The sequence below is a fragment of the Pedobacter sp. KBW01 genome (assembly GCF_003852395.1).
GTDB lineage: Bacteria > Bacteroidota > Bacteroidia > Sphingobacteriales > Sphingobacteriaceae > Pedobacter.
The window spans coordinates 130978-150903 of record NZ_QAJQ01000013.1 but is presented as its reverse complement, the minus strand read 5'-3'; the positions used below and the strand labels follow the sequence as shown (position 1 = coordinate 150903).

Annotated in this window: 17 protein-coding genes; 14 read left to right on the top strand and 3 right to left on the bottom strand. The window is 38.0% G+C overall.

Going from position 1 to position 19926, the window contains the following annotated elements:
- The first annotated feature begins 39 nt into the window (after positions 1-39).
- From prfB to DBR40_RS14885, 6 genes are all read left to right on the top strand, one after another.
- Positions 40-1114 (top strand): peptide chain release factor 2 gene (prfB, locus tag DBR40_RS14910; RefSeq protein ID WP_124560552.1). Its coding sequence is split into 2 segments (ribosomal slippage): positions 40-99 and positions 101-1114, totalling 1074 coding nucleotides; the frame shifts between segments, so codons are not numbered across the junction.
- Between the two features lie 61 nt (positions 1115-1175).
- Positions 1176-1721, top strand: a complete 546-nt coding sequence (locus DBR40_RS14905; protein WP_124560551.1) for a hypothetical protein — start codon at positions 1176-1178, stop codon at positions 1719-1721.
- Between the two features lie 2 nt (positions 1722-1723).
- Positions 1724-2635, top strand: a complete 912-nt coding sequence (locus DBR40_RS14900) for an alpha/beta hydrolase (protein ID WP_124560550.1) — start codon at positions 1724-1726, stop codon at positions 2633-2635.
- Positions 2636-2674: 39 nt separating this feature from the next.
- The gene (locus DBR40_RS14895) at positions 2675-3514 is read left to right on the top strand and encodes a DUF4595 domain-containing protein (RefSeq protein WP_124560549.1); all 840 of its coding nucleotides are present in this window, start codon (positions 2675-2677) and stop codon (positions 3512-3514) included.
- A 402-nt stretch (positions 3515-3916) separates the two neighbouring features.
- A complete protein-coding gene (locus tag DBR40_RS14890; protein ID WP_124560548.1) occupies positions 3917-4744 on the top strand; it encodes a glycoside hydrolase in 828 nt (275 codons plus the stop codon).
- A 67-nt stretch (positions 4745-4811) separates the two neighbouring features.
- Positions 4812-5294 carry a CAP domain-containing protein gene (locus DBR40_RS14885; RefSeq protein ID WP_124560547.1) on the top strand — a complete coding sequence of 161 codons (483 nt, stop codon included), beginning with the start codon at positions 4812-4814 and terminating at the stop codon, positions 5292-5294.
- 108 nt (positions 5295-5402) lie between these two features.
- Here the strand turns inward: DBR40_RS14885 and DBR40_RS14880 are convergent, their stop codons facing one another.
- The gene (locus DBR40_RS14880; protein WP_233603900.1) at positions 5403-6515 is read right to left on the bottom strand and encodes a glycoside hydrolase family 18 protein; all 1113 of its coding nucleotides are present in this window, start codon (positions 6513-6515) and stop codon (positions 5403-5405) included.
- A 19-nt stretch (positions 6516-6534) separates the two neighbouring features.
- Entirely contained in the window at positions 6535-7398 is an 864-nt protein-coding gene (locus DBR40_RS14875; protein WP_124560546.1) for a transglutaminase-like domain-containing protein, read from the bottom strand.
- Between the two features lie 44 nt (positions 7399-7442).
- On the opposite strand from DBR40_RS14875, the gene DBR40_RS14870 reads away from it, so the two are divergent.
- From DBR40_RS14870 to DBR40_RS14845, 6 genes are all read left to right on the top strand, one after another.
- The gene (locus DBR40_RS14870; RefSeq protein ID WP_124560545.1) at positions 7443-8225 is read left to right on the top strand and encodes an O-methyltransferase; all 783 of its coding nucleotides are present in this window, start codon (positions 7443-7445) and stop codon (positions 8223-8225) included.
- A gap of 4 nt (positions 8226-8229) precedes the next feature.
- A complete protein-coding gene (locus tag DBR40_RS14865; protein ID WP_124560544.1) occupies positions 8230-8901 on the top strand; it encodes a DUF1345 domain-containing protein in 672 nt (223 codons plus the stop codon).
- Between the two features lie 321 nt (positions 8902-9222).
- The gene (locus DBR40_RS14860; protein ID WP_124560543.1) at positions 9223-9591 is read left to right on the top strand and encodes a BlaI/MecI/CopY family transcriptional regulator; all 369 of its coding nucleotides are present in this window, start codon (positions 9223-9225) and stop codon (positions 9589-9591) included.
- A complete protein-coding gene (locus tag DBR40_RS14855; protein ID WP_124560542.1) occupies positions 9588-11150 on the top strand; it encodes an N-acetylmuramoyl-L-alanine amidase in 1563 nt (520 codons plus the stop codon). Before DBR40_RS14860 ends, DBR40_RS14855 begins: the two co-directional genes overlap by 4 nt.
- Positions 11151-11159: 9 nt before the next feature.
- Entirely contained in the window at positions 11160-13364 is a 2205-nt protein-coding gene (locus DBR40_RS14850) for a M56 family metallopeptidase (RefSeq protein ID WP_124560541.1), read from the top strand.
- The gene (locus DBR40_RS14845; protein WP_124560540.1) at positions 13365-15740 is read left to right on the top strand and encodes an outer membrane beta-barrel protein; all 2376 of its coding nucleotides are present in this window, start codon (positions 13365-13367) and stop codon (positions 15738-15740) included.
- A 105-nt stretch (positions 15741-15845) separates the two neighbouring features.
- Here DBR40_RS14845 and DBR40_RS14840 read toward each other — a convergent pair whose 3' ends face one another.
- Entirely contained in the window at positions 15846-16976 is a 1131-nt protein-coding gene (locus DBR40_RS14840; RefSeq protein ID WP_124560539.1) for a BamA/TamA family outer membrane protein, read from the bottom strand.
- Between the two features lie 379 nt (positions 16977-17355).
- Here DBR40_RS14840 and DBR40_RS14835 point away from each other — a divergent pair, with 379 nt between their 5' ends.
- Both DBR40_RS14835 and DBR40_RS14830 read left to right on the top strand, forming a co-directional pair.
- A complete protein-coding gene (locus tag DBR40_RS14835; protein WP_124560538.1) occupies positions 17356-18336 on the top strand; it encodes a deoxyhypusine synthase family protein in 981 nt (326 codons plus the stop codon).
- Positions 18337-18591: 255 nt separating this feature from the next.
- Positions 18592-19887 (top strand): c-type cytochrome, encoded by a 1296-nt coding sequence (locus DBR40_RS14830; protein WP_124560537.1) that lies wholly within the window; start codon positions 18592-18594, stop codon positions 19885-19887.
- Positions 19888-19926: the final 39 nt, after the last annotated feature.

Below are 19926 nucleotides of genomic sequence, written 5' to 3'. Positions count from 1 at the left end.
ACTACAAAAGAGAGATTAAAAAGTTGCTATATTTGTTTCATGACCAAAGAACAGATTCAGGATTTAAGGGACAGAGTAACGTCTCTAAGGAGGTATCTTTGACGTTGATGAGCTACTTTACGCCATTCGCGAAGAAGAAAAATTAACCATGGCGCCCGATTTCTGGGACGACCCTAAAAAAGCAGAGAAAATTCTGGCCGAAATAAGTGCAAAGAAAAAGTGGACTGACGGCTTTAACCAAACCCATAATGCGGTTGAGGATGGAGCGGTGATGTTCGATTTTTTCCAATCCGGAGATGCTTCGGAAGCCGAAATGAAAGACCAGTTCGAAATCAGTAAACAAGCTGTAGAAGATCTTGAACTTAAAAATATGCTGCGCAGTAAAGAAGATCAACTTTCGGCTGTAATGCAAATTACTGCTGGAGCCGGTGGTACTGAAAGTTGCGATTGGGCTTATATGCTGATGCGGATGTACCTGATGTGGGGTGAGAAAAACGGCTACAAAATTACCGAACAGGATAGTCAGGAAGGGGAGATTGCGGGTATTAAATCGGTAACACTTCAGTTTGATGGCGATTTCTCTTATGGCTACCTAAAAGGCGAAAACGGGGTTCACCGTTTGGTGCGGATATCTCCTTTCGATTCGAATGCGCGAAGACATACTTCGTTTGCATCAGTATATGTTTATCCCCTGGTTGATGATACCATCCAGATTGACATTAACCCGGCCGATATTGAGTTTGAAACCTTTAGGGCTGGTGGTGCCGGCGGACAAAATGTAAACAAGGTTGAAACTGCAGTACGTTTATACCACAAACCATCGGGCATTATTATTAAAAACCAGGAGTCTAGATCGCAGCTGCAGAATAAAGAAAATGCCATCCGCTTGCTTAAATCGCAGTTGTTCGAAATCGAAGAAAGAAAGCGTAACGAAGCTATAGCTGCCGTAGAAGGATCGAAGAAAAAGATAGAATGGGGCTCACAGATTAGGAGTTATGTTTTAGACGACAGGCGTGTGAAAGATCACCGTACCAATTATCAGACTTCAAATCCCGATGCGGTTTTAAATGGCGATATCAACGACTTTTTGAAAGCATATTTAATGGAGTTTTAATCGGATGAAAATTACTAATACTGAGATTTTATAATAATCGTATTAAGCCAGATCACTTACTATGAATATAAACATTGAAGATAATAATGTTAAGCAAAATATGCTTGAAGCAAGCCAACTGGTCTGGCGTGTCCACGGAAGAAAACTTTTAATTATTTCGTTGATATTTTTTGTCTTAGGTATTGTTTTTTATGGGTATTTCTACAATATGATTAAAAATACGCCAACAACCCAAGATTTGGACAGGGAAATTGATCTGGAAATATTATTTATCTGTTGGATGATATCCCTATTGTTTTTAATTAGATTTTTTAGAGTTAAACGTAATTTTTTTACCACGGTAAAGCGTGATTTAAATCAGGCTTTTAATCAGTCAAGCACCCGAAAAATTATCATTACTGATGAAGGAGTTGAAGGCATAACAGAGCATTACAGGTCATTTGCTAAATGGGAGATCATTACTAAGTTTAAAGTTTATGACAAATACATTAGCATCACAAATTTATTGAATCCCTCACCGTTTTTTATCCCAATCCATTTAATGGCTGAAGAGGAATATAAATCGCTATTGTTTTATCTTAGATCTACAAAAAAAGAAACCAAATAGATATGAAATTTAGTTTAACCCTGATAATTCTAGCCATTTTAGTGATTGATGTGAAAGCACAAGAAGTAATTCCTTTGTACACGGGCGATATTCCGGGTGCAAAAACTACACCGGCAACCTATGCCGAGCATACCGAAGTACGCAGCAATGGTACGCTAAGCATTACCAAAGTATCGGTACCTACCATGACAGTTTTTGTAGCTCCAAAAGAAATTGCAACCGGAACAGCTGTAATTATTTGCCCGGGCGGTGGTTACGGCGCTTTGGCTTTTAGTCATGAAGGAACCGATGTAGCCAAACGTTTTAATGCCATTGGTGTAACGGCTTTTGTATTGAAGTACCGTTTGCCGAGTGATGAAATTATGGTTGATAAAACCTATGGGCCACTACAGGATGCACAACAGGCCATTTACCTGGTAAAGAAAAATGCGAAAAAGTACGGAATTAAAGTCAGTAAGGTGGGGATAATGGGTTTTTCGGCTGGCGGACATTTTGCTTCTACGCTGGTAGCTCATTATAACGATCTTAAAATTGCCAATCCTGAAAAATTAAATTTAAAGCCCAGCTTTGCTGCCCTGATTTATCCGGTTATCAGCTTTGAGGAATCGGTGCATACAGGGACTATGAAAAACCTGTTAGGTGCTAATCCTAGTGATAATTTAAAGCACTATTTCTCGGCTAATAGGCATGTAAATAAGAAAACACCTCCGGTTTTCTTTGTGCATGCAAAAGATGATAAAACCGTTCCCTATGCCAATAGTGTTTTAATGAACGAAGCATTAAAGCAAAATAATGTCGATACCGACATTTATTTATACGAAAATGGTGGACACGGGTTTGGACTGATCAATAAAACTTCGGATGTAGATTGGTTTAACCTGTTGAGTAGCTGGATGAAGAAAGAGAAATTTTAATATCTTTGCTGATATTTTAACCTCTTAATTTAAAACACCATGCAAAAAACGGTGAAATACCTGATGGTATCTCTGATTGCTATTCTCGCTATAGCAAGTTGTAAAAAAGAAATTGACTGGAATGCCTTTCCCGATCCGAATGGAGGAAATGGTTGTAAACTTGCTACTTTAAAGGCTGATGTAGATTTTTTAGGAAGTTATACCATTGCATTTAACTACGATGCTCAGGGCCGGATTTCAAAGCTAACCAGCGGTGCTGAAACCAATACCTATGTTTACACTACCAATAAAATTACAGCTACTGATGAAACTGGTCAGGTGGCAGAAATTGTGCTCGAGAACGGAAGAGCGGTTTCAAGCGGTAGCGATGGTATAATTACTATTGGCGGGGTTTCTTATGATTATACCCGGAAATATACGTATAATGCCGAAGGCTACCTGATTCAGGTAAAAAACTATTTAAATAACGAATTAAGTACAACCGATAACTTAGCTTATGCAAATGGCAATTTGGTAAGTGCTGTTTCAATTGCTGCTCATGGCGGTTATAAGGAAACAATAACCTACAGCTACTCGAACGATATAGCTATGAATGTTTACGAAATATCCGATCCCCTTTCGTACCACGTTGATTATTTTCCGGGTGGATATTTTGGTAAGCAATCTAAAAACGTATTGATTAAAAGTGTATCAAAAACAATCGATCAGGATGGAGATCCTTTTAACGATGAAACCTTAGCCTATACTTATCAATACGATTCTAAAGGAAATGCTACTTCTTTAAACTATACCAATACCTCTACATTTTATCCTTCTGGTGGCCCGGCAGAGACGGAAACATACAAAGGGAAATTTATTTTAGATTATACCTGTAAATAAAAACCATGCATGATATTAAAGGCCTGATCATATTTTATGTTCGGGCCTTTGATTTTTATAGGCACTGTGTTAAATGAATAGATTAAGCTCAGCGCTAAGTAGGTTGATAACAAGTACAACTTAAAAGCTGCCGATTCTATAACCAGCAAAAACGCTCATTTTACCACTCTATTTTTACGATTTAACCCCTCATTTTTTAGTAGTAGTCTGTATAGATTTGCTTACAAGTACGTCGGTGGTAACGCTGATGCATTGCAAATGATCTAACCAAATTACTTAATTAAAGTACAAGCTGGTTTATAGTTGTTGGCTATAAATAGTGCTGTATTTCAGATTTTTATATGGTTATAGATCATGAACTAGTCTTTACAATTAACCAAATATTTACCTAATTCAAAAAAAATGAGAAAAGAAACAATGAAATGGTGCCTGCTATTGGCATGCCTGCTTACCGCGCTTTCATCCTGTAAAAAAGATAAGGCAGAAGTTCAACCAGAAAAAGCTCAGGTAAAAGCCTGGGAAACCTTAATTGATGGCAATTCTTTCGCCAGTTATGCTAATTTTGAGGCACAATGGAATTACAACTATCCCTGGGGTACCGATCATAACGGTTCGGCGCGCATGGTGGGCAGTACTTCAAACCATAATCAGATTTCGTTAAGTGGTGGTGTACTCACCATCAAGGCTACCCGCTTAGCCAGCTCTCCTGGTAATAGTACTGCTAACGGCTTTACCAATGTAGCTATCTGGTACAATTCGGGTGCCTGCCACGCCAAGCAACAGGTGGTAATTAACGATCAGTTTCCGAGTTATACCATATCTGGCGATTTTGCAGTACCAACTGTAAAAGGTACCTGGCCCGCTTTTTGGATTACAGGCGTTAACTCCTGGCCTCCTGAAAGCGATATTATGGAGTTTAAAGGGAGTAATACCAATTGGCAGAACACTTACGATGGTGGCTGGGAAAACAAACTTACTGCTGTTTCTAATGCGGGCTCTTACCACAATTACAAATGCTGGTATAACAAAGTGAGCGCAACTGATGTAGACTGCCATTATTACATTGATAATGTTTGGGTAGCCAAGCATACCATGAGCAACTCGGTAAATAAACCGATGTGGTTAATCATCAACATGCAAATGGAGGGCGATAGCGGGTCGCCAGGTCCGGGTGGTAATACCTTATATACCGCAAAAAATATTTACCTGGGCAGGGAAAGAGCCTTTTAATTTACTAAGTGAAAATTTATTTAGGGAGGAAGCTTTTAAGTTTCCTCCTTTGTTCCACAAAATCGAAATGAAAAACTGGTCAATTGTTTTTTGGTTTTTGCTGTCTGGTACTTTACTGATACAGTGTAAAAAGGATGAGGTCATTCAGCCAGGAAATGAGGTTATTCTGCTGGTTGATAAAATTAACTTATTGAGGCAAAGTGGTTGTAATTGTGGAGTAGAATACATGCCTCCTGTACCCAATCTGGCTATCAATAACCAATTGCAAAATGCTGCGGTAGCACATGCAAAAGATATGGCACAGAGAAACTATTTTGATCACCTGTCTCCAGAAGGCGTAAGCCCCGATGAAAGAGCGGTAAGTGCTGGCTATAAAGGTAATTTCATCGCTGAAAATTTAGCCAAAGGTTATAGTAGGACAGATGAGGTTGTAGCCGCATGGAAAAACAGCGTAAGCCATTGTAAAGCCATGATGGATGCCAAAAGTAAGGAAGCAGGGGCAGGCATGGCACAAAATTATTGGATAGTAACTTTTGGTGCTTCGCGCTAGCGGGCTAATGTTGAATTATAGAATGATTGGAGGATTGAATGATGGAAGGATTGAATTTTGAATATTTAGATTTTCTCATTCAAAACTCAATCATTCAAAATTTGAGACTTAGATCCCTTTTATCGTTTTATCAATAATATCAAGCAAACCATTGCTATAAGCATCATCGGTAAGCTCCCAGAACATAATGCCATTTAATTTTTTATCGATTACATATCTGGTTTTTAAATCAATCGATTTGGGATCGTCAAAAGTAACCAGTTGCATATTTTTAGCGTTGTAATAATAAGGCGATTTAGCTACCTCATCCCAATAATAGGTATAGCCATCAGCTTCGGTAAAGGTGGTTTTAAAGTTTTTAAAAGAAACACCACGGATAAATTTGGTGGGCTGGTAAAGGCCCTGGTTAGCATCGGTAGTGTTTTCGAAAATGCGGGCATAAAATGCAGCACCAAGTGCTATTTTATGTGCAGGTACACCCAAACCAATTAACGATTTTACGGCATAATCGGCCGATAACTGTTGCTTATCGGTAGAATATAAAGGTGTATGATGGCCACTTACCGTAGCATAACCGCTTACCAGATCGTAACTCATTACATTAACCCTGTTTACCAACGGCATTACTTTATCCCATTCAAAACAAGAATCGATACAGTTTTGTGTACCTCCGGCGGCAAAACTAATTTCGGCTTTTTTGCCAAGCTTGCTCCTTAATTCTTTAATCAATAAAGTAAAGTTATGTTTGTCATCAGGCGTGTACCTGTGCCCAGGGTAACCTAAAACGGCGGGGTATTCCCAATCGATATCTATACCATCGGCCTTAAAAAAATCTAAAAGTGCTTTGGTTGTTTTGGCAAATGTTTTGCGGCCATTTTTTCTGCTGAATACTTCCGAACAGTCTTTGCAGGCACTCCAGCCGCCCATGGCTATCATTACCTTTAAGTTGGGATTGCGCTTTTTTAAATCAACCATTTTCGAAATCAAGGCCGAATCTTTCGCCGATCTGATGTTTAAGCTATCGCCTTTTAAATGCCCAAAGCTGTAAATCAGGTGACTTATTTTCTCAATCGGAAAACTATCGATAACCGATCCTCCCTGACCAGTGTAGTATGCAATAACATTTGGTTTAACTGGTTTTTGTGCTTTTATGCTACCAACGAAGAGCATAAATGCTATAAACAGGCAAATTCTGGATAGGCTACCGTATTTTTTATACACAGGCTGAGGGATTTGTAAGCTATTTTTCTGCTAAGATATTTTGTAATTCGTTTAATTCGGCTACTTTTTCTGTTGCCCCTGCATTTTCGTAAGCAGAAATCAGGTTTCTGATTACACGGCGGATGATATCGGTATTGCTGCAAGGTTTATAATACTCTGGCAAAGCTTCCAGGTTAAGCTGACGCAGAAACTGATCTACATCGTGTTTGCCAAAAATGTTACCGCGGTTAAAAGCATTGATGTAGAAAAGAACACCATATTCGGTACCATCCTGCTTGCTATCGTCTATATAACCTAAAATAAAATGTTGCGGCAAATTGATTCCATACACAGGCAAATCTAACTTTTGGGCTAGTGTTGAATAAATAATCGCCAAAGAAATCTGGTTGCCTTTTTTGCTTTCCAGTACCTGGTTGAGGTATGAGTTCTGTGGGTCGTGATGGTTTTTTGTATTACCGCCGAAACCATATTCCTGGTATAAAACGTGGTTAATTAGTTTTACTTTTTCTACCGAGCTCATTTCGTACTGCAAGCCCAGCCAGATATCCCTTTTTATTTCTTCGATCTGGTTAATTACCTTTTGCTCATCTAAATCGGGGTATTGGTAACGGTTTATAATCAGTGCGCCTTGCAATAAATCGAAAGCACCACTTAAATACCAAAGGTTTAAATCTTCTTTAACGGTTTTAAACTGAATTTGATGAACAATGTTTTCGATGCGTTCCTGCATCAGGCCATCGAACGATTGTTCCCAGGCATTTTCTAAAAAATGGATTACCTCACCACCATATTCCAGCAGTTTTTTCTCTACATGGTGGTACACTTCCTCGTCCGGATCATCCAGCAATTTTACTAAAGCACTTATCTCTGCGATATTTTCCATAAAACATACATACGTTTGCGGCGTTTAATTACTTTTGCAATATTATGCTATTTCAATTTATTACTGATTTCCTTAAACACCGTTTAACAGCAAAGAGCCGACACGGAACGCATTCGCCATTTGTGTATAAGCTCGCTGATGAGGTAATTTACGATTTTAACGACAAATCTGAATACAAAAACATAGAAGAACAGCGAAAAAAACTTTTTAATGACGATTCCATAATCACGGTTACAGACCTCGGTGCGGGCTCTCACTTGAATAAAAACCGTACAAAAAAGGTAAGCCAGATTGCCAAAAATGCATTAAAAAGTCCGCGTTTGGCCAAGCTTATTTATCGCCTGGCAAAAGATACCAACCCTAAAAGTGCGATTGAACTGGGTACATGCTTGGGTATTACCACTGCATATCTGGCCAAAACAAATGCCAACGCAGAGATTATTACCATTGAGGGCTGCCCGCAAACGGCAGAACTAGCCAGAAAGAACTTTGATGCGCTCGATTTAAATAATATTGAACTGCATGTGGGGAATTTCGATGAAATTTTACCCGATATTATTGCGCACCAACCCAACCTGGATTTTGTTTATATTGATGGTAACCACCGTAAAGATGCTACCTTGAACTACTTCCATTGGTGTTTGCCAAAAGTTAATGAAAATTCGCTCCTGATTTTTGACGATATTTACTGGAGTGAAGGAATGAAAGAAGCCTGGACAGAAATTAAAAATCACCCCGATGTTACCGTAACCATCGATTTGTTTTGGATCGGATTGGTTTATTTTAAAAAAGGACAGGCTAAAGAACATTTTAAACTTAAGTTTTAAATCCATGCAGGCAGAACCGAAATTAGCAGGTATTCAAAAACGATCGGCATTATTTATTTTGCTGCTCAGCCTCTTTTCGGGAATTGCAGCTTATCTGCTCTCGCTTCTTTTTAAGATGGATGCCCTCACGCACATTATGTTTGGGTGGGATGTATTCTGTCTGGTTCTTATTATCCTCCACTGGTACATGTTTTTTCATACTTCGGCAGCCGAAACCCATTTAAAAGCAAAAATGCAGGATGAAACCCGGGGCGAAATTTTTGCGATTGTGGTGGTTTCTACCTTTGCCGGTTTACTTGCGGTAATTTTGTTATTGATAAACAAAGATATTGAGCCAATAGATTTGGTCATCGCAATACTGGGTATGTTTTTATCGTGGTTTTTGGTACATACTACCTTTACTATGCGCTATGCCCATTTATATTATGGTGATAAGCGGAAGGAAAAATCAGAAAAGGGAGGTTCGGGATTAGAATTTCCGGGTGATGATGAACCAGACTTTATCGATTTTGCTTATTTTTCTTTTGTTTTGGGCATGACTTTTCAGGTTTCGGATGTCGAAATTTCTGACCGTACCATCAGGAGATTGTCGCTGCTACACAGTTTAATTGCCTTTATTTTCAATACCGTAATTGTAGCACTTACCATTAATGCGGTTGCAGGACTCAGTAAGTAAAACCATTGTAGCCCAAATTACGGCATTTCATAAAATTTGATTTTAATACTATTGTTATACTGTATCTATGCGTTACGTATACTTAAGCCATACTTATAGCTGGCCTTACAATTCCTTTAGAACAAGATAGATTTTTAACCAAATTCCTGGCACAGCTGTATGATCGGTGCTATCGATTTTTCATATTGGCTGGTTTTTGACATAGATGTTATAGCTTTTTTTCTATCTGTAAATCAATTGATTGCGTTTTTTAAACTGACGTTTCAGTTGTGTAACTTGTTTTTAAGTTGTATAACTGAAAAATAAGTTATATATTTGGTTATGGAAGAATTAACCAAGACAGAAGAGCGCATTATGCAGGTTTTATGGAAATTGCAAAAGGCATTTGTAAAAGATATTATCGAAGAACTGGATGACGAACCCAAGCCACCTTATAATACTATTTCATCGATAGTGCGTTTACTGGAGAAAAAGGGATACGTAAACTACAAGGCTTATGGTAAAACTTACGAATACTTTCCTGCCATTACAAAAGATGAGTATGCCAAAACAACCTTTTCGAAACTGTTTTCGGGGTATTTCGATAATTCTCCGGCCAGCCTTTTATCGTTTATGGTAAAAGAAGAAAAGTTAAGCGAAAAAGATATAGAAGAAATTAAACAGTTAATTAACCAAAACGACCGGTCATGATTTTAATTTATCTCCTTAAAGTTTCGGCATGTACAACGTTGTTTTTTGCCGTTTATCATTTTTTGCTTGCCAGGTTTACGTTTTTTAACCTCAACCGTGCCTATCTGTTATTGATGCTTGTATTGAGTTTTAGCATTCCGGCACTAACAATAGAAAGCCGCCACGAAGTACTGAGGAGCAATCAGGAGGTGCCAGCTAAAATAGGTTACAGCAACGATGGTTTTACAGAACAGGATATTGAAGCTGAAGGAGGTAGTGCCGAGGTAACCGTTAACTGGAATGAAGTGATAACATACGTTTACTACTCCATTCTTGCTTTTTTTATTTTGAGGATGTTCTTTATGATGGCGCGTATCCGGTTTCAGTTGCGCAAACAGGTAACCGACAGGGATGGTACCATTCTTTTAGTAAATAGCCAGTCGGACATTAAAAACTGCTCTTTTTTTAACCAGATTATTATCGATTCATCATTGCCATTTGAAGAAAAGAAACTGGTTGTCAAACACGAAATGGTACATGTAAAGCAGTTACATATTTTAGATAAGCTTTTGGTTAATCTGGTAACGGCCATCTTGTGGTTTAACCCTGTTATTTATTTCTGGCGCAATGCGATTGACCATAACCACGAATTTCTGGCCGATAGGGAAACATCCAAAGTTGCAGATAAAAAGGTGTACGCTTCGCTGCTTTTAAATCTGGCAATGCCCTGTCAAAACCTGGCGGTTAACAGTTTCAGTAAACTTCCATTAAAAAATAGAATTATGATGTTGTACAAAGAACCAAATGCAAAGCTGCAAAAGCTTGCCTATTTAGCCATTATTCCTGTTTTAATGATCTGCTGCATGGCATTTATAAACAGGAAGGAAATTATTGTAGAAAAAGCATTGGCTACGAACCAGACTTCTGCCGATGCACCAAAAAAACCGAATGTTTACGCGCTAAATTATTTAAAGAGCAGTATAGTAGTTAACCCGAAAGCACGTAATGCTTTTGACGAAGTAGAACCTGTATTGGTAATTGATGCCGGGCATGGTGGTAAAGATGGTGCGGTAACTGCTTTGGATGGACAAAAGGAAAAAGACCTGAACCTGCGTGCGGTAAATATTTTAAAAGAAGAAGCTGCCAAAAGGGGTATAAAAGTAATACTAACCAGAACTACCGATCAGTTTTTACCGCTTAGTGATCGTTTACCTAAACAAGAGGCTACTGCTTTTGTATCCATTCATCACAATGCCAATTCGCCAGCCAATACCCAGGTTCCTTTTGGCGGCATAGAAGTTTATGTTTCCAAGCTAAACAGCAATATTAAAATAGCTGAAGATTTAGGAGCAGGTATTTTAAGTAAACTGAAAAACCTAAACGGTTTAGCGGTGAGAGATTCGTTAAAGAATGCAAACTTATTCTTACTGAGAGAATCAAAAGTGCCAGCTATTTTAATTGAACTGGGTAATATCTCTGACAAAAAAAGTCTGGATTACATTAACGAGGATAAAAATATCAGACGTATTTGCAACCTGATTTTAGATGGATTTGTAGATTTTACTAAACGAGGCTGCTAAATAAAGATTATGGAATGGTTAACCTATCTGCTTAAAGTTACTGCCTGCACGGTATTATTCTTTGGGTTTTATGTGGTTGTTTTAAGAAAGCTTACTTTCTTTAAAATTAACCGTTTTTACCTGCTGGCTACTTTATTACTCAGTTTTGTTATTCCGGCTTTGCAATTTGAAGTTAAGCGCAAAATAGCCGTGGTAGAAACAGAAATACCGGCCAACGTGCCCGAATTAAAACCGATAAGTATGGCTCCTGCACAGCTTATCCAGCCGGTAATGTTAGAGTACGATCAAAAAAAAGCTGAGGCTAAAATGGATTGGTCGGCGCTGATGTCTTATGCTTATGTAGGCATAGCTTCGCTTTTATTGTTGATCTGTTTATGGCGATTACTTAGCTTATTGAGGCATACCAGAGGTTCAATCAAAAACAATGAAGGCTTAAAACTGGTACCCAAAACAAAGGGATTTACCAACTGCTCTTTTTTTAATTATGTTTTTATTGATGCTGATAAATTGAGTGATGTTGATTTAGCTGTTTTGCTTAAACATGAGCAGGTACACGCAAGGCAATACCATTCAGTGGATAAAATTATCCTAATGGTTTTTAAATCACTTTTATGGTTTAATCCCATTGTTTACCTGTATGATAAGGCTTTAGAGCAGGTACACGAATATGAAGCCGATGAAATTACCTCAGCCGATTTTGGAAACCAGGCCTATGCCGGCTTATTATTGAAACTGGCGGTAAGCAAAAGTGATATCCCACTGATCCACAATTTTGTTAAAAGCCCGGTTAAAGATCGGATTAAAATGTTGTTTCACGCTAAATCTAAGAATATGAAAAAGTTATTTTATGTGTTATCATTACCGGTATTACTGGGGCTGGTTTATGGCTTTACAGTTAGTTATGTTGATGTTGCACTTACCAACAAGATTGAAAACAAGCAATTGCAACTTGATTATTCTAATGGAAAATGGATAAAAGGTGTAATTGTGAAAACTCGTAAAGATCTAGAATCAGTATTCTTTACGCTAAAAGCTACGAATGGGACTTATACCATATCATCAGGGTTTGTTGATGTAAAAATTGGAATTGGCGATGAATTAAGTGTTTTTGTTGTGCCTAATATAATACCTCCACATCCAATTGGAGAACCAGATAGATACAAAAAATTCGAAAACACGTATATGCCAAAAGCAATAAAAAATATGGATGGCAATATAATATTCGAATATGAAGATTATAATACATGGAAAAAATCAGCTAGATATGCAAATCTTTTATCGGAAGCAAATCGTATCAAAGGCAAAAAAATAAACGGAATAATTGAGCAAGTCCATTATTTTGGTGTAGCCAAAATAGCAGATGGGGTGTTATTAAAAGTTGGTGAAAAGCGCTACCGGGTTTACATAGAACCCAAAATTATGCGAACTTTAACATTAAAGCCAGGCGAAAATTTGGGCGTACTTGTTAATAAAGTTGATGTTTGGCAGGATAGCAAATATCCGGTTATAATTGTAGCGCGAAGGGAAATGAAAGCAACTAAAGTTACAACAGAAATTAAAGAACAAAAGCCATTGCGGTTAGTAAGTTCTGATAAACTAAAAGATAATGCCAGATTTTTATTGCCTGTTAAGCCCAAAATTATTTCCTTTTCCAAAATGACAGGTAATGCGAAGCAGAAAGTTTCCATAATGGAGAATGCGGAAATTGATATTAACAATAACAAGTTAAATGCTAAATATGTTGAGCTGGATGAAATAAACGGTACAATGGTAGCAAAAAATGCTTCGTTTATAAATTCAAAGGATAATTATCGGTTGAAATCTAATCTCATTACTTTTAATCTAAAAAAAGGTGGCTTTAGTTTCGATAGTGGTAATGGAGTAATGAAGACTTTTAATGATCTTGATGATTTGATGAGTTCCATCTCTCAGAAACATTATTATGATGATGTTAAAGTACAATATAGTGCACAAGATTCAGCTCAGATGAGTCGCGATAAATCTGTTGTATCCCTATTCGGAAATGCTAAATTGATGTATAATGGAGTGGTTTTATCTGGCGCCAAAATTGTTTATAACAAGCATAACAATTCGGTAATGGTCAATAAAGCAACTATGATTTCAAGTGATAATAAGGTTATCAAAGCCGATAGTTTATTTTTCAATTTAAGAACGGAAAAGGCCAAATTATATGGTGCCGGTTTTAACCGATAGATGTTGAGATTTCTTTTCTTTTTGTTTGCACTATGTTCTGTTTTACCCTCCCGCGCTCAGTTTAGTATTTCAGGCAAAGTGGCAGATCAGGATTTTAAAGCCTTGCCTTTTATTACAGTTAAAATTTCCGGGCCTCAAAACCGGATAAACTATACACAGACTGATAGTTCAGGTATTTACCATTTTAGAAAAATGAATAGTGAGAGGTATTCTGTTATTTTTTCGGCGATTAATTTCAAGACTGTTAGCAGTGATTTAAATTTAACGGCCGATACAACCATTAATATACAGCTTTTTGCCGCAGAGGAAACACTTGCCGAAATTAGGGTTGCAGCAAAGCAGGTATTAATAGAAAAGAAAGCAGATAGAATAGTTTTTAATGCTGAGCATAGCATTGCTGCCATTGGAACCGATGCACTGGAGTTGCTATCAAAAGTTCCTGGAGTAAGGGTATTGAACGATAAGGTTTCACTGGTAGGAAAGGGTGGTGTAAGTGTGCTGATTGATGATAAGCTGATACAACTATCAGGCGATGATTTATCAAACTATTTAAAATCAATTTCATCGGATAACATTGCCAAAATCGAAATTATTACCAATCCGCCGGCTAAGTACGATGCACAGGGAAATAACGGCCTGATTAATATTGTATTGAAAAAAGTTAATGCTGAAGGTTTTAAGGGGTCCTTAAATGGGTCGCTTACAAGGGCTACTTATTTCACCGGGGCTGTTGGGGGAAATCTTGGGTTCCGTAAAAACCGTGTGGCGATAAATACAAACTTTAATCTCAGAAAAGGATCTATTGTGCCCTTTGAACTGAGCAATGTTTTTTATCCGTCGCAAAACTGGAACATTGTTAATAAAGACCGCAATTTTAGAACAGTACCCAGCGCATCAATTTCTCTGGACTATCAGTTTGCTAAAAAAGCCTGGCTGGGCGCATCCTATAGTGGAGGTTTAACCAATTTCCACTCGGAAGAAAATATTAAAACCAATATTTATGACAAAATGGGCGGTTTAGATTCGGTTTTGAACTCGGATGCAAATGCCCAAATCAGGTCTCATTACCATTCGGCCAATCTATACTTCAAACAGATTTTGGATTCGGCGGGAAAGCAACTCCTCATTAATGCCGATTGGTTTAAATATGGCGATGATAAGAACAGGTTTTTTAACAATACCAGCTTTTTTCGGGATGGTGGGGTTATTTCAAATTCATTCGCCGAATATTTATCGGGCAGTAAACAGGGCATCGATTTATATACTTTAACTGCTGACGCACATTTGCCTTATAAAACCTTCAATTTATCGTTAGGAGCAAAACTCAGCTTTATCGAAAATCAGAGCGATCTTGCTTTCTATAAAATACGAAATGGAGCCTACCAAATTGATGAGGCTCAGCGCAACCGCTTCAACTACCAGGAAAACACGCAGGCTTTATATGTTAATTTCAATAAAAGCATAAAAAAATGGGATTTTCAGGCTGGTTTGAGGGGAGAGTATACACATATTGAAGGTGTTTCGGTTAATGAGCAAAATGAGAATAGTTATTTCAAGCTTTTTCCTACGCTTTATATTACTTATCGGGCAAATGATAAAAACACATTTTCTGTTAATTATGGCCGCCGCATTAACCGACCTGCTTACCGGAAATTAAACCCTTTTCGCTGGTATAGCAATCAGTATGCTTATACGCAAGGCAATCCAGTTCTGCAGCCATCTTATAACGATAACATCGAGCTTTCCTATACGCATCATAGGTACAGCACTTCGTTGTCTTTCAGCAAAACCACAAATGGATTTAATGATGTTAACTTTATTGATGCCGCCACGAATATCCAGGTTTCTAAACCGGTTAATTTTATAACTGGCTATCATTATCAATTAAGTAATGCAATTACCTTTAACGCGATAAAGGGCTGGGAAAGTATCAGTCAGCTTGATGTTTTTTACAATGTAGCTAATTCCAGCATTAGGCAAACCTTAGGTAGTTTGAACGGATTTGGTGCTTATTTTTCTACCCTTAACCAGTTTGTTTTTAACGAATCGAAAACCATTTTGGGTGAGCTAAGTTTCTGGTACCAGTTTCCAACAATTGACGGGCTGAACAAAAATAAAAACCAATATAATCTTGATCTGGGGCTTAAAACTTTATTGCTTCATAAAAAGATACAATTGGGTATTACCGCCAGCGATGTTTTAAAAACAAACCAATACCGTTTTAGCGGCCTGGTAAACAACATCAGTCAGGAATACCATAACTATTACGATAGCCGTCAGCTGCGGATTACCTTCCGTTATAATTTTGGTAACGAAAAAATTAAGCAACTGGATAGGAAAGAGGGTAATGAAGAGGAAAGGAAAAGGAATAATTAAGGAGGTAAGATGGAAGAGATAAAGTAATTTCAGTGTTTTCTATGCCTCCGTGGCTCAACATTCTGGATGACAAGATAATCCCCATCATCCATATTGTTCAATCCTTTAAAACGCTTCGGCTAAACTGATATAAAACCCGCTTTGGCGTTTTTCGTTCGGCAGTTTTTCGCCTATACCATAATCGAGCCTAACACTCAGGCCTTTTGCCGGATCGAAAAAGTATCGGCCTCCAACGCCGTAGTTTGGCTTTAGCCCATTGCCATTAAATTGCCCATTAGCAAATACTTTACCCGTACCTGCAAAGGCTACAATACCAAAACGGTTCATAAAACGGTAGCGGATTTCGGCCTGTGCAGCCATTAAGTTTTCGTCGCGGTAACGGCCACTGTAATAACCCCGCATCATTTGGTCGTTTCCTAACTGCTGCAATAAATAAAATGGTGTGCTTTTACTTTGTATGGTATAAAATATTCCCTGTACACCCAGGACCACTTTAGGAGCTAAGCTAAAGAAACCACGGAGGTCGAGCTTTATTTGTGAGCCATTGAAACTTTCTCCGCCAAAAAAATCTGGAGCGTACTGGTAGGTTGCCCTACCAAAAAAACCTTTGGTTGGGTAATTGTTACTGTTGCGGGTATCGTAACTCTGCGATGCTCCAATCCAAGCTACCGAACCTCCTTCTTTATCCAAAATCTGTGGATTGGTGGTGAAAATGCCGCCAGCTTCCTTGTCTATAAAATGGTAATTCTCAAAACCTAATGAAACACCTGTATAGGCTTTGGGTAAGGTGTTCATTTCTGCATCGAAAAGTGTTTTAAAAACTCTTTGATCTAATTTATCCTCGTCTGACTTTTTAGCGTTATTGCCAATACCATAAAAATTAAATGGCTGGTTTTTAAAACGGATATCGCCAATAAAGTGGTATTTGTTTCCTTTTGTCCAGGAATCTCCCTTAAGCATAAAATTAGCTGTCTTTTTGGTAGAATAGGTGGTGTTTAATGCGAAATTGGAACTGCGGTTCAGCGTATCCTTGCGGTCTATATAAAATGAATAAATAGCACCAACACCAAATTCAAATCCGGTTTCCTGACTGTAACCAAAAGCGGGTAGAGGTAAGAAGCTGGCTTTGCGCGTAGTATCTTTTTCGTTCGAGAGCATTTTCCTGATGAGTTTCATTTGTGCAAAAGCACTTCCTGAAACGAGCGCAAGTAAAATAATCAGATAATATTTTTTCATCGGTGCAAAGAAAAGGAAATTTAGTTATATGTTGGTTAACTGGTTAATTGTTTAAATTGGTTAACTGACTCGCAAAGGGTTAGTTCATTGGTCATTTGTTCATTGATAACTGCAAACTGCCTATTGCAAATTGGTTAGTTCATTTGTGATTGATTATTAAAGCTAGGTCTTTGGTTATTGTATATATAAGGTATACCTTATAATACGTATTACTTCAAAAAGATCCTTCGACTTCGCTCAGGATGACGATCACAAAGTGATGATTGGCTATTTATGTGGATTAATCGACGCCAAACGCTACGCGCAAAACGCTAAACACATTTACGTTTTAACCTTTCGGCCTAAATACCTATTTTTGCGGCAAACAATACAAAACGAAATGAGCAATACTAGAGGACCAATATCTCAGTTTATGGAGCGCAATTATCTCCATTTTAATGCTGCGGCAATGATGGATGCGGCTAAAGGATACGAAACGCATTTAGATGAGGGTGGTAAAATGATGATCACACTTGCCGGTGCAATGAGTACTGCAGAATTGGGTATTTCACTTGCAGAAATGATCCGCCAGGATAAAGTGGCCATTATTTCTTGTACTGGTGCCAACCTTGAAGAAGATATTATGAACCTGGTTGCACATTCACACTATAAACGTGTACCAAATTACCGCGATTTAAGTCCGCAGGATGAGTGGGACTTATTAGAAAACCATTACAACCGCGTTACCGATACCTGTATTCCGGAAGAAGAAGCTTTCCGTCGTTTGCAAAAGCACATCCACAAAATCTGGAAAGATGCAGATACAGCAGGTGAAAGATATTTTCCTCATGAGTTTATGTACAAAATGCTGTTAAGCGGCGATTTGGAACAATACTATGAAATTGACCCTAAAAACTCATGGATGCTTGCAGCTGCTGAAAAGAATTTACCAATTGTGGTACCAGGATGGGAAGATTCTACCATGGGTAACATTTTCGCCTCGTATGTAATGAAAAATGAATTGAAGGCAACTACCATGAAAAGTGGTATTGAATATATGGGTTGGCTGGCTGATTGGTATATTGCCAACAGTGACGGCAAAGGAATTGGTTTCTTCCAGATTGGTGGCGGTATAGCGGGCGATTTCCCGATTTGTGTAGTGCCGATGTTATACCAGGATATGGAAATGGAAAATATTCCGTTCTGGAGCTACTTCTGTCAGATTTCAGATTCGACCACTTCTTACGGATCATATTCGGGTGCAGTGCCGAACGAAAAGATTACCTGGGGTAAACTGGATATCCACACACCTAAATTTATTGTAGAAAGCGATGCAACAATTGTAGCACCGTTAATGTTTGCGTGGATATTAAAACAATAATTGCAAGAAATAAATAAACCAAATTGGTTTTTGGTATGCCCATTTAAGATAATGCATCGAAAATGGGCATTTTTATTGCCTGAATGGCTCAAATCGACATTTGTTTAGAATGATTATAAATTGTATTTCCAGTCACTATTATGTCATGGGATTTATTAATAAGTTATACTTTTGTTCAAGTTTTGATGGGGCTATCTGGGTTCAAGCATCAATTTCACAACAAAAAGTAAATTAAATAAGTATAAAGTGTTCATTATGAGAGATATCTCGATGATTTTAAAAAGCGTTTGGAAGTCGTTATTCGTGTTTTCAGCAATTTCCGTAATAGCGGTTTCTACCGTAAATGCGCAGGATGCTAAAGAAGGAAGAACGCTTTTCAAAGCAAAATGTTCTTCGTGTCACGCGTTAGATCACAAAGTTGTTGGTCCGGCATTAACGGGAGTAAGTGATCGTCACCCTGAAGCGTTCCTGTTAAAATGGATTCCGAACAACGCGGCAATGATTGCTGCAGGTGATCCGGCAGCTGTTAAACTATTTAACGATAATGGTAAAGTACCAATGACTACTTTCCCTGAGTTAGATGAAGCAAAAGTAAAAGATATCTTAGCTTACATTAAAGAAGGCGAGCCTAAAGCTGCTACTCCAGCAGGTGGAGCAGTTGCTGCAAAAGACGAATCTACTTCAGGTTTATCAATTGCGGGTATTGTTGCCATTGTAATTGTAGCTATTGTTATCCTTGTAATTTTAGGTCGTGCAAGTAAATTACTTGAGCGTTTGATTTTACAAAAACAAGGTATCGAAATTGAAGAAGATGTGCCATTAAAAGTAGGTGTGCGCAAGATGTTCAAAAACAAGAAATTTGTGATGTTCTTTATCTTGTGTTTAATTATCTGCTTAGGTTCTTTCGGTTGGATGGGTATGTGGGAAACCGGTGTTCACACTGGATATCAACCAGTTCAGCCAATTAAATTCTCTCACGAGTTGCACGCAGGTATCAATCAGATCGATTGTCAGTATTGCCACTCCGGAGCATTTAAATCTAAAAATGCATCTATTCCATCATTAAACGTTTGTATGAACTGCCACAAAGCGGTACAGGCAAGAGATAAATATGATGGTGAGATTTCTCCTGAGATCAAGAAAATCTACAGTGCTTTAGGATACGATCCTGAAACACAGAAATACGATGAGAGTAAATCGAAGCCAATGGAGTGGGTACGTGTACACAATCTACCTGATTTTGCTTACTTCAACCACTCTCAACACGTGGTAGTTGCAGAAGATGCAATTCGTAAAGCAAAAGGATTACAGCCAACTGAGCCTGTTTGTTTCGCTTGTCACGGTCCGGTTAATACAATGGAAGAAATTTATCAATATTCTCCGTTAACCATGAAATGGTGTATTAACTGCCATAAAGAAACAGATATTTCTGGTCAGAAAAACAATGCTTTCTACGCTAAGGTTATCGAAGCGCACGAGAAAATTAAAAAAGGCGAGAAAATTACACCAGCTTTATTGGGTGGTTTAGAGTGTGGTAAGTGCCACTATTAATAGATTAGAGTTTAGTAAGAACATTCGAATAAACAGTAA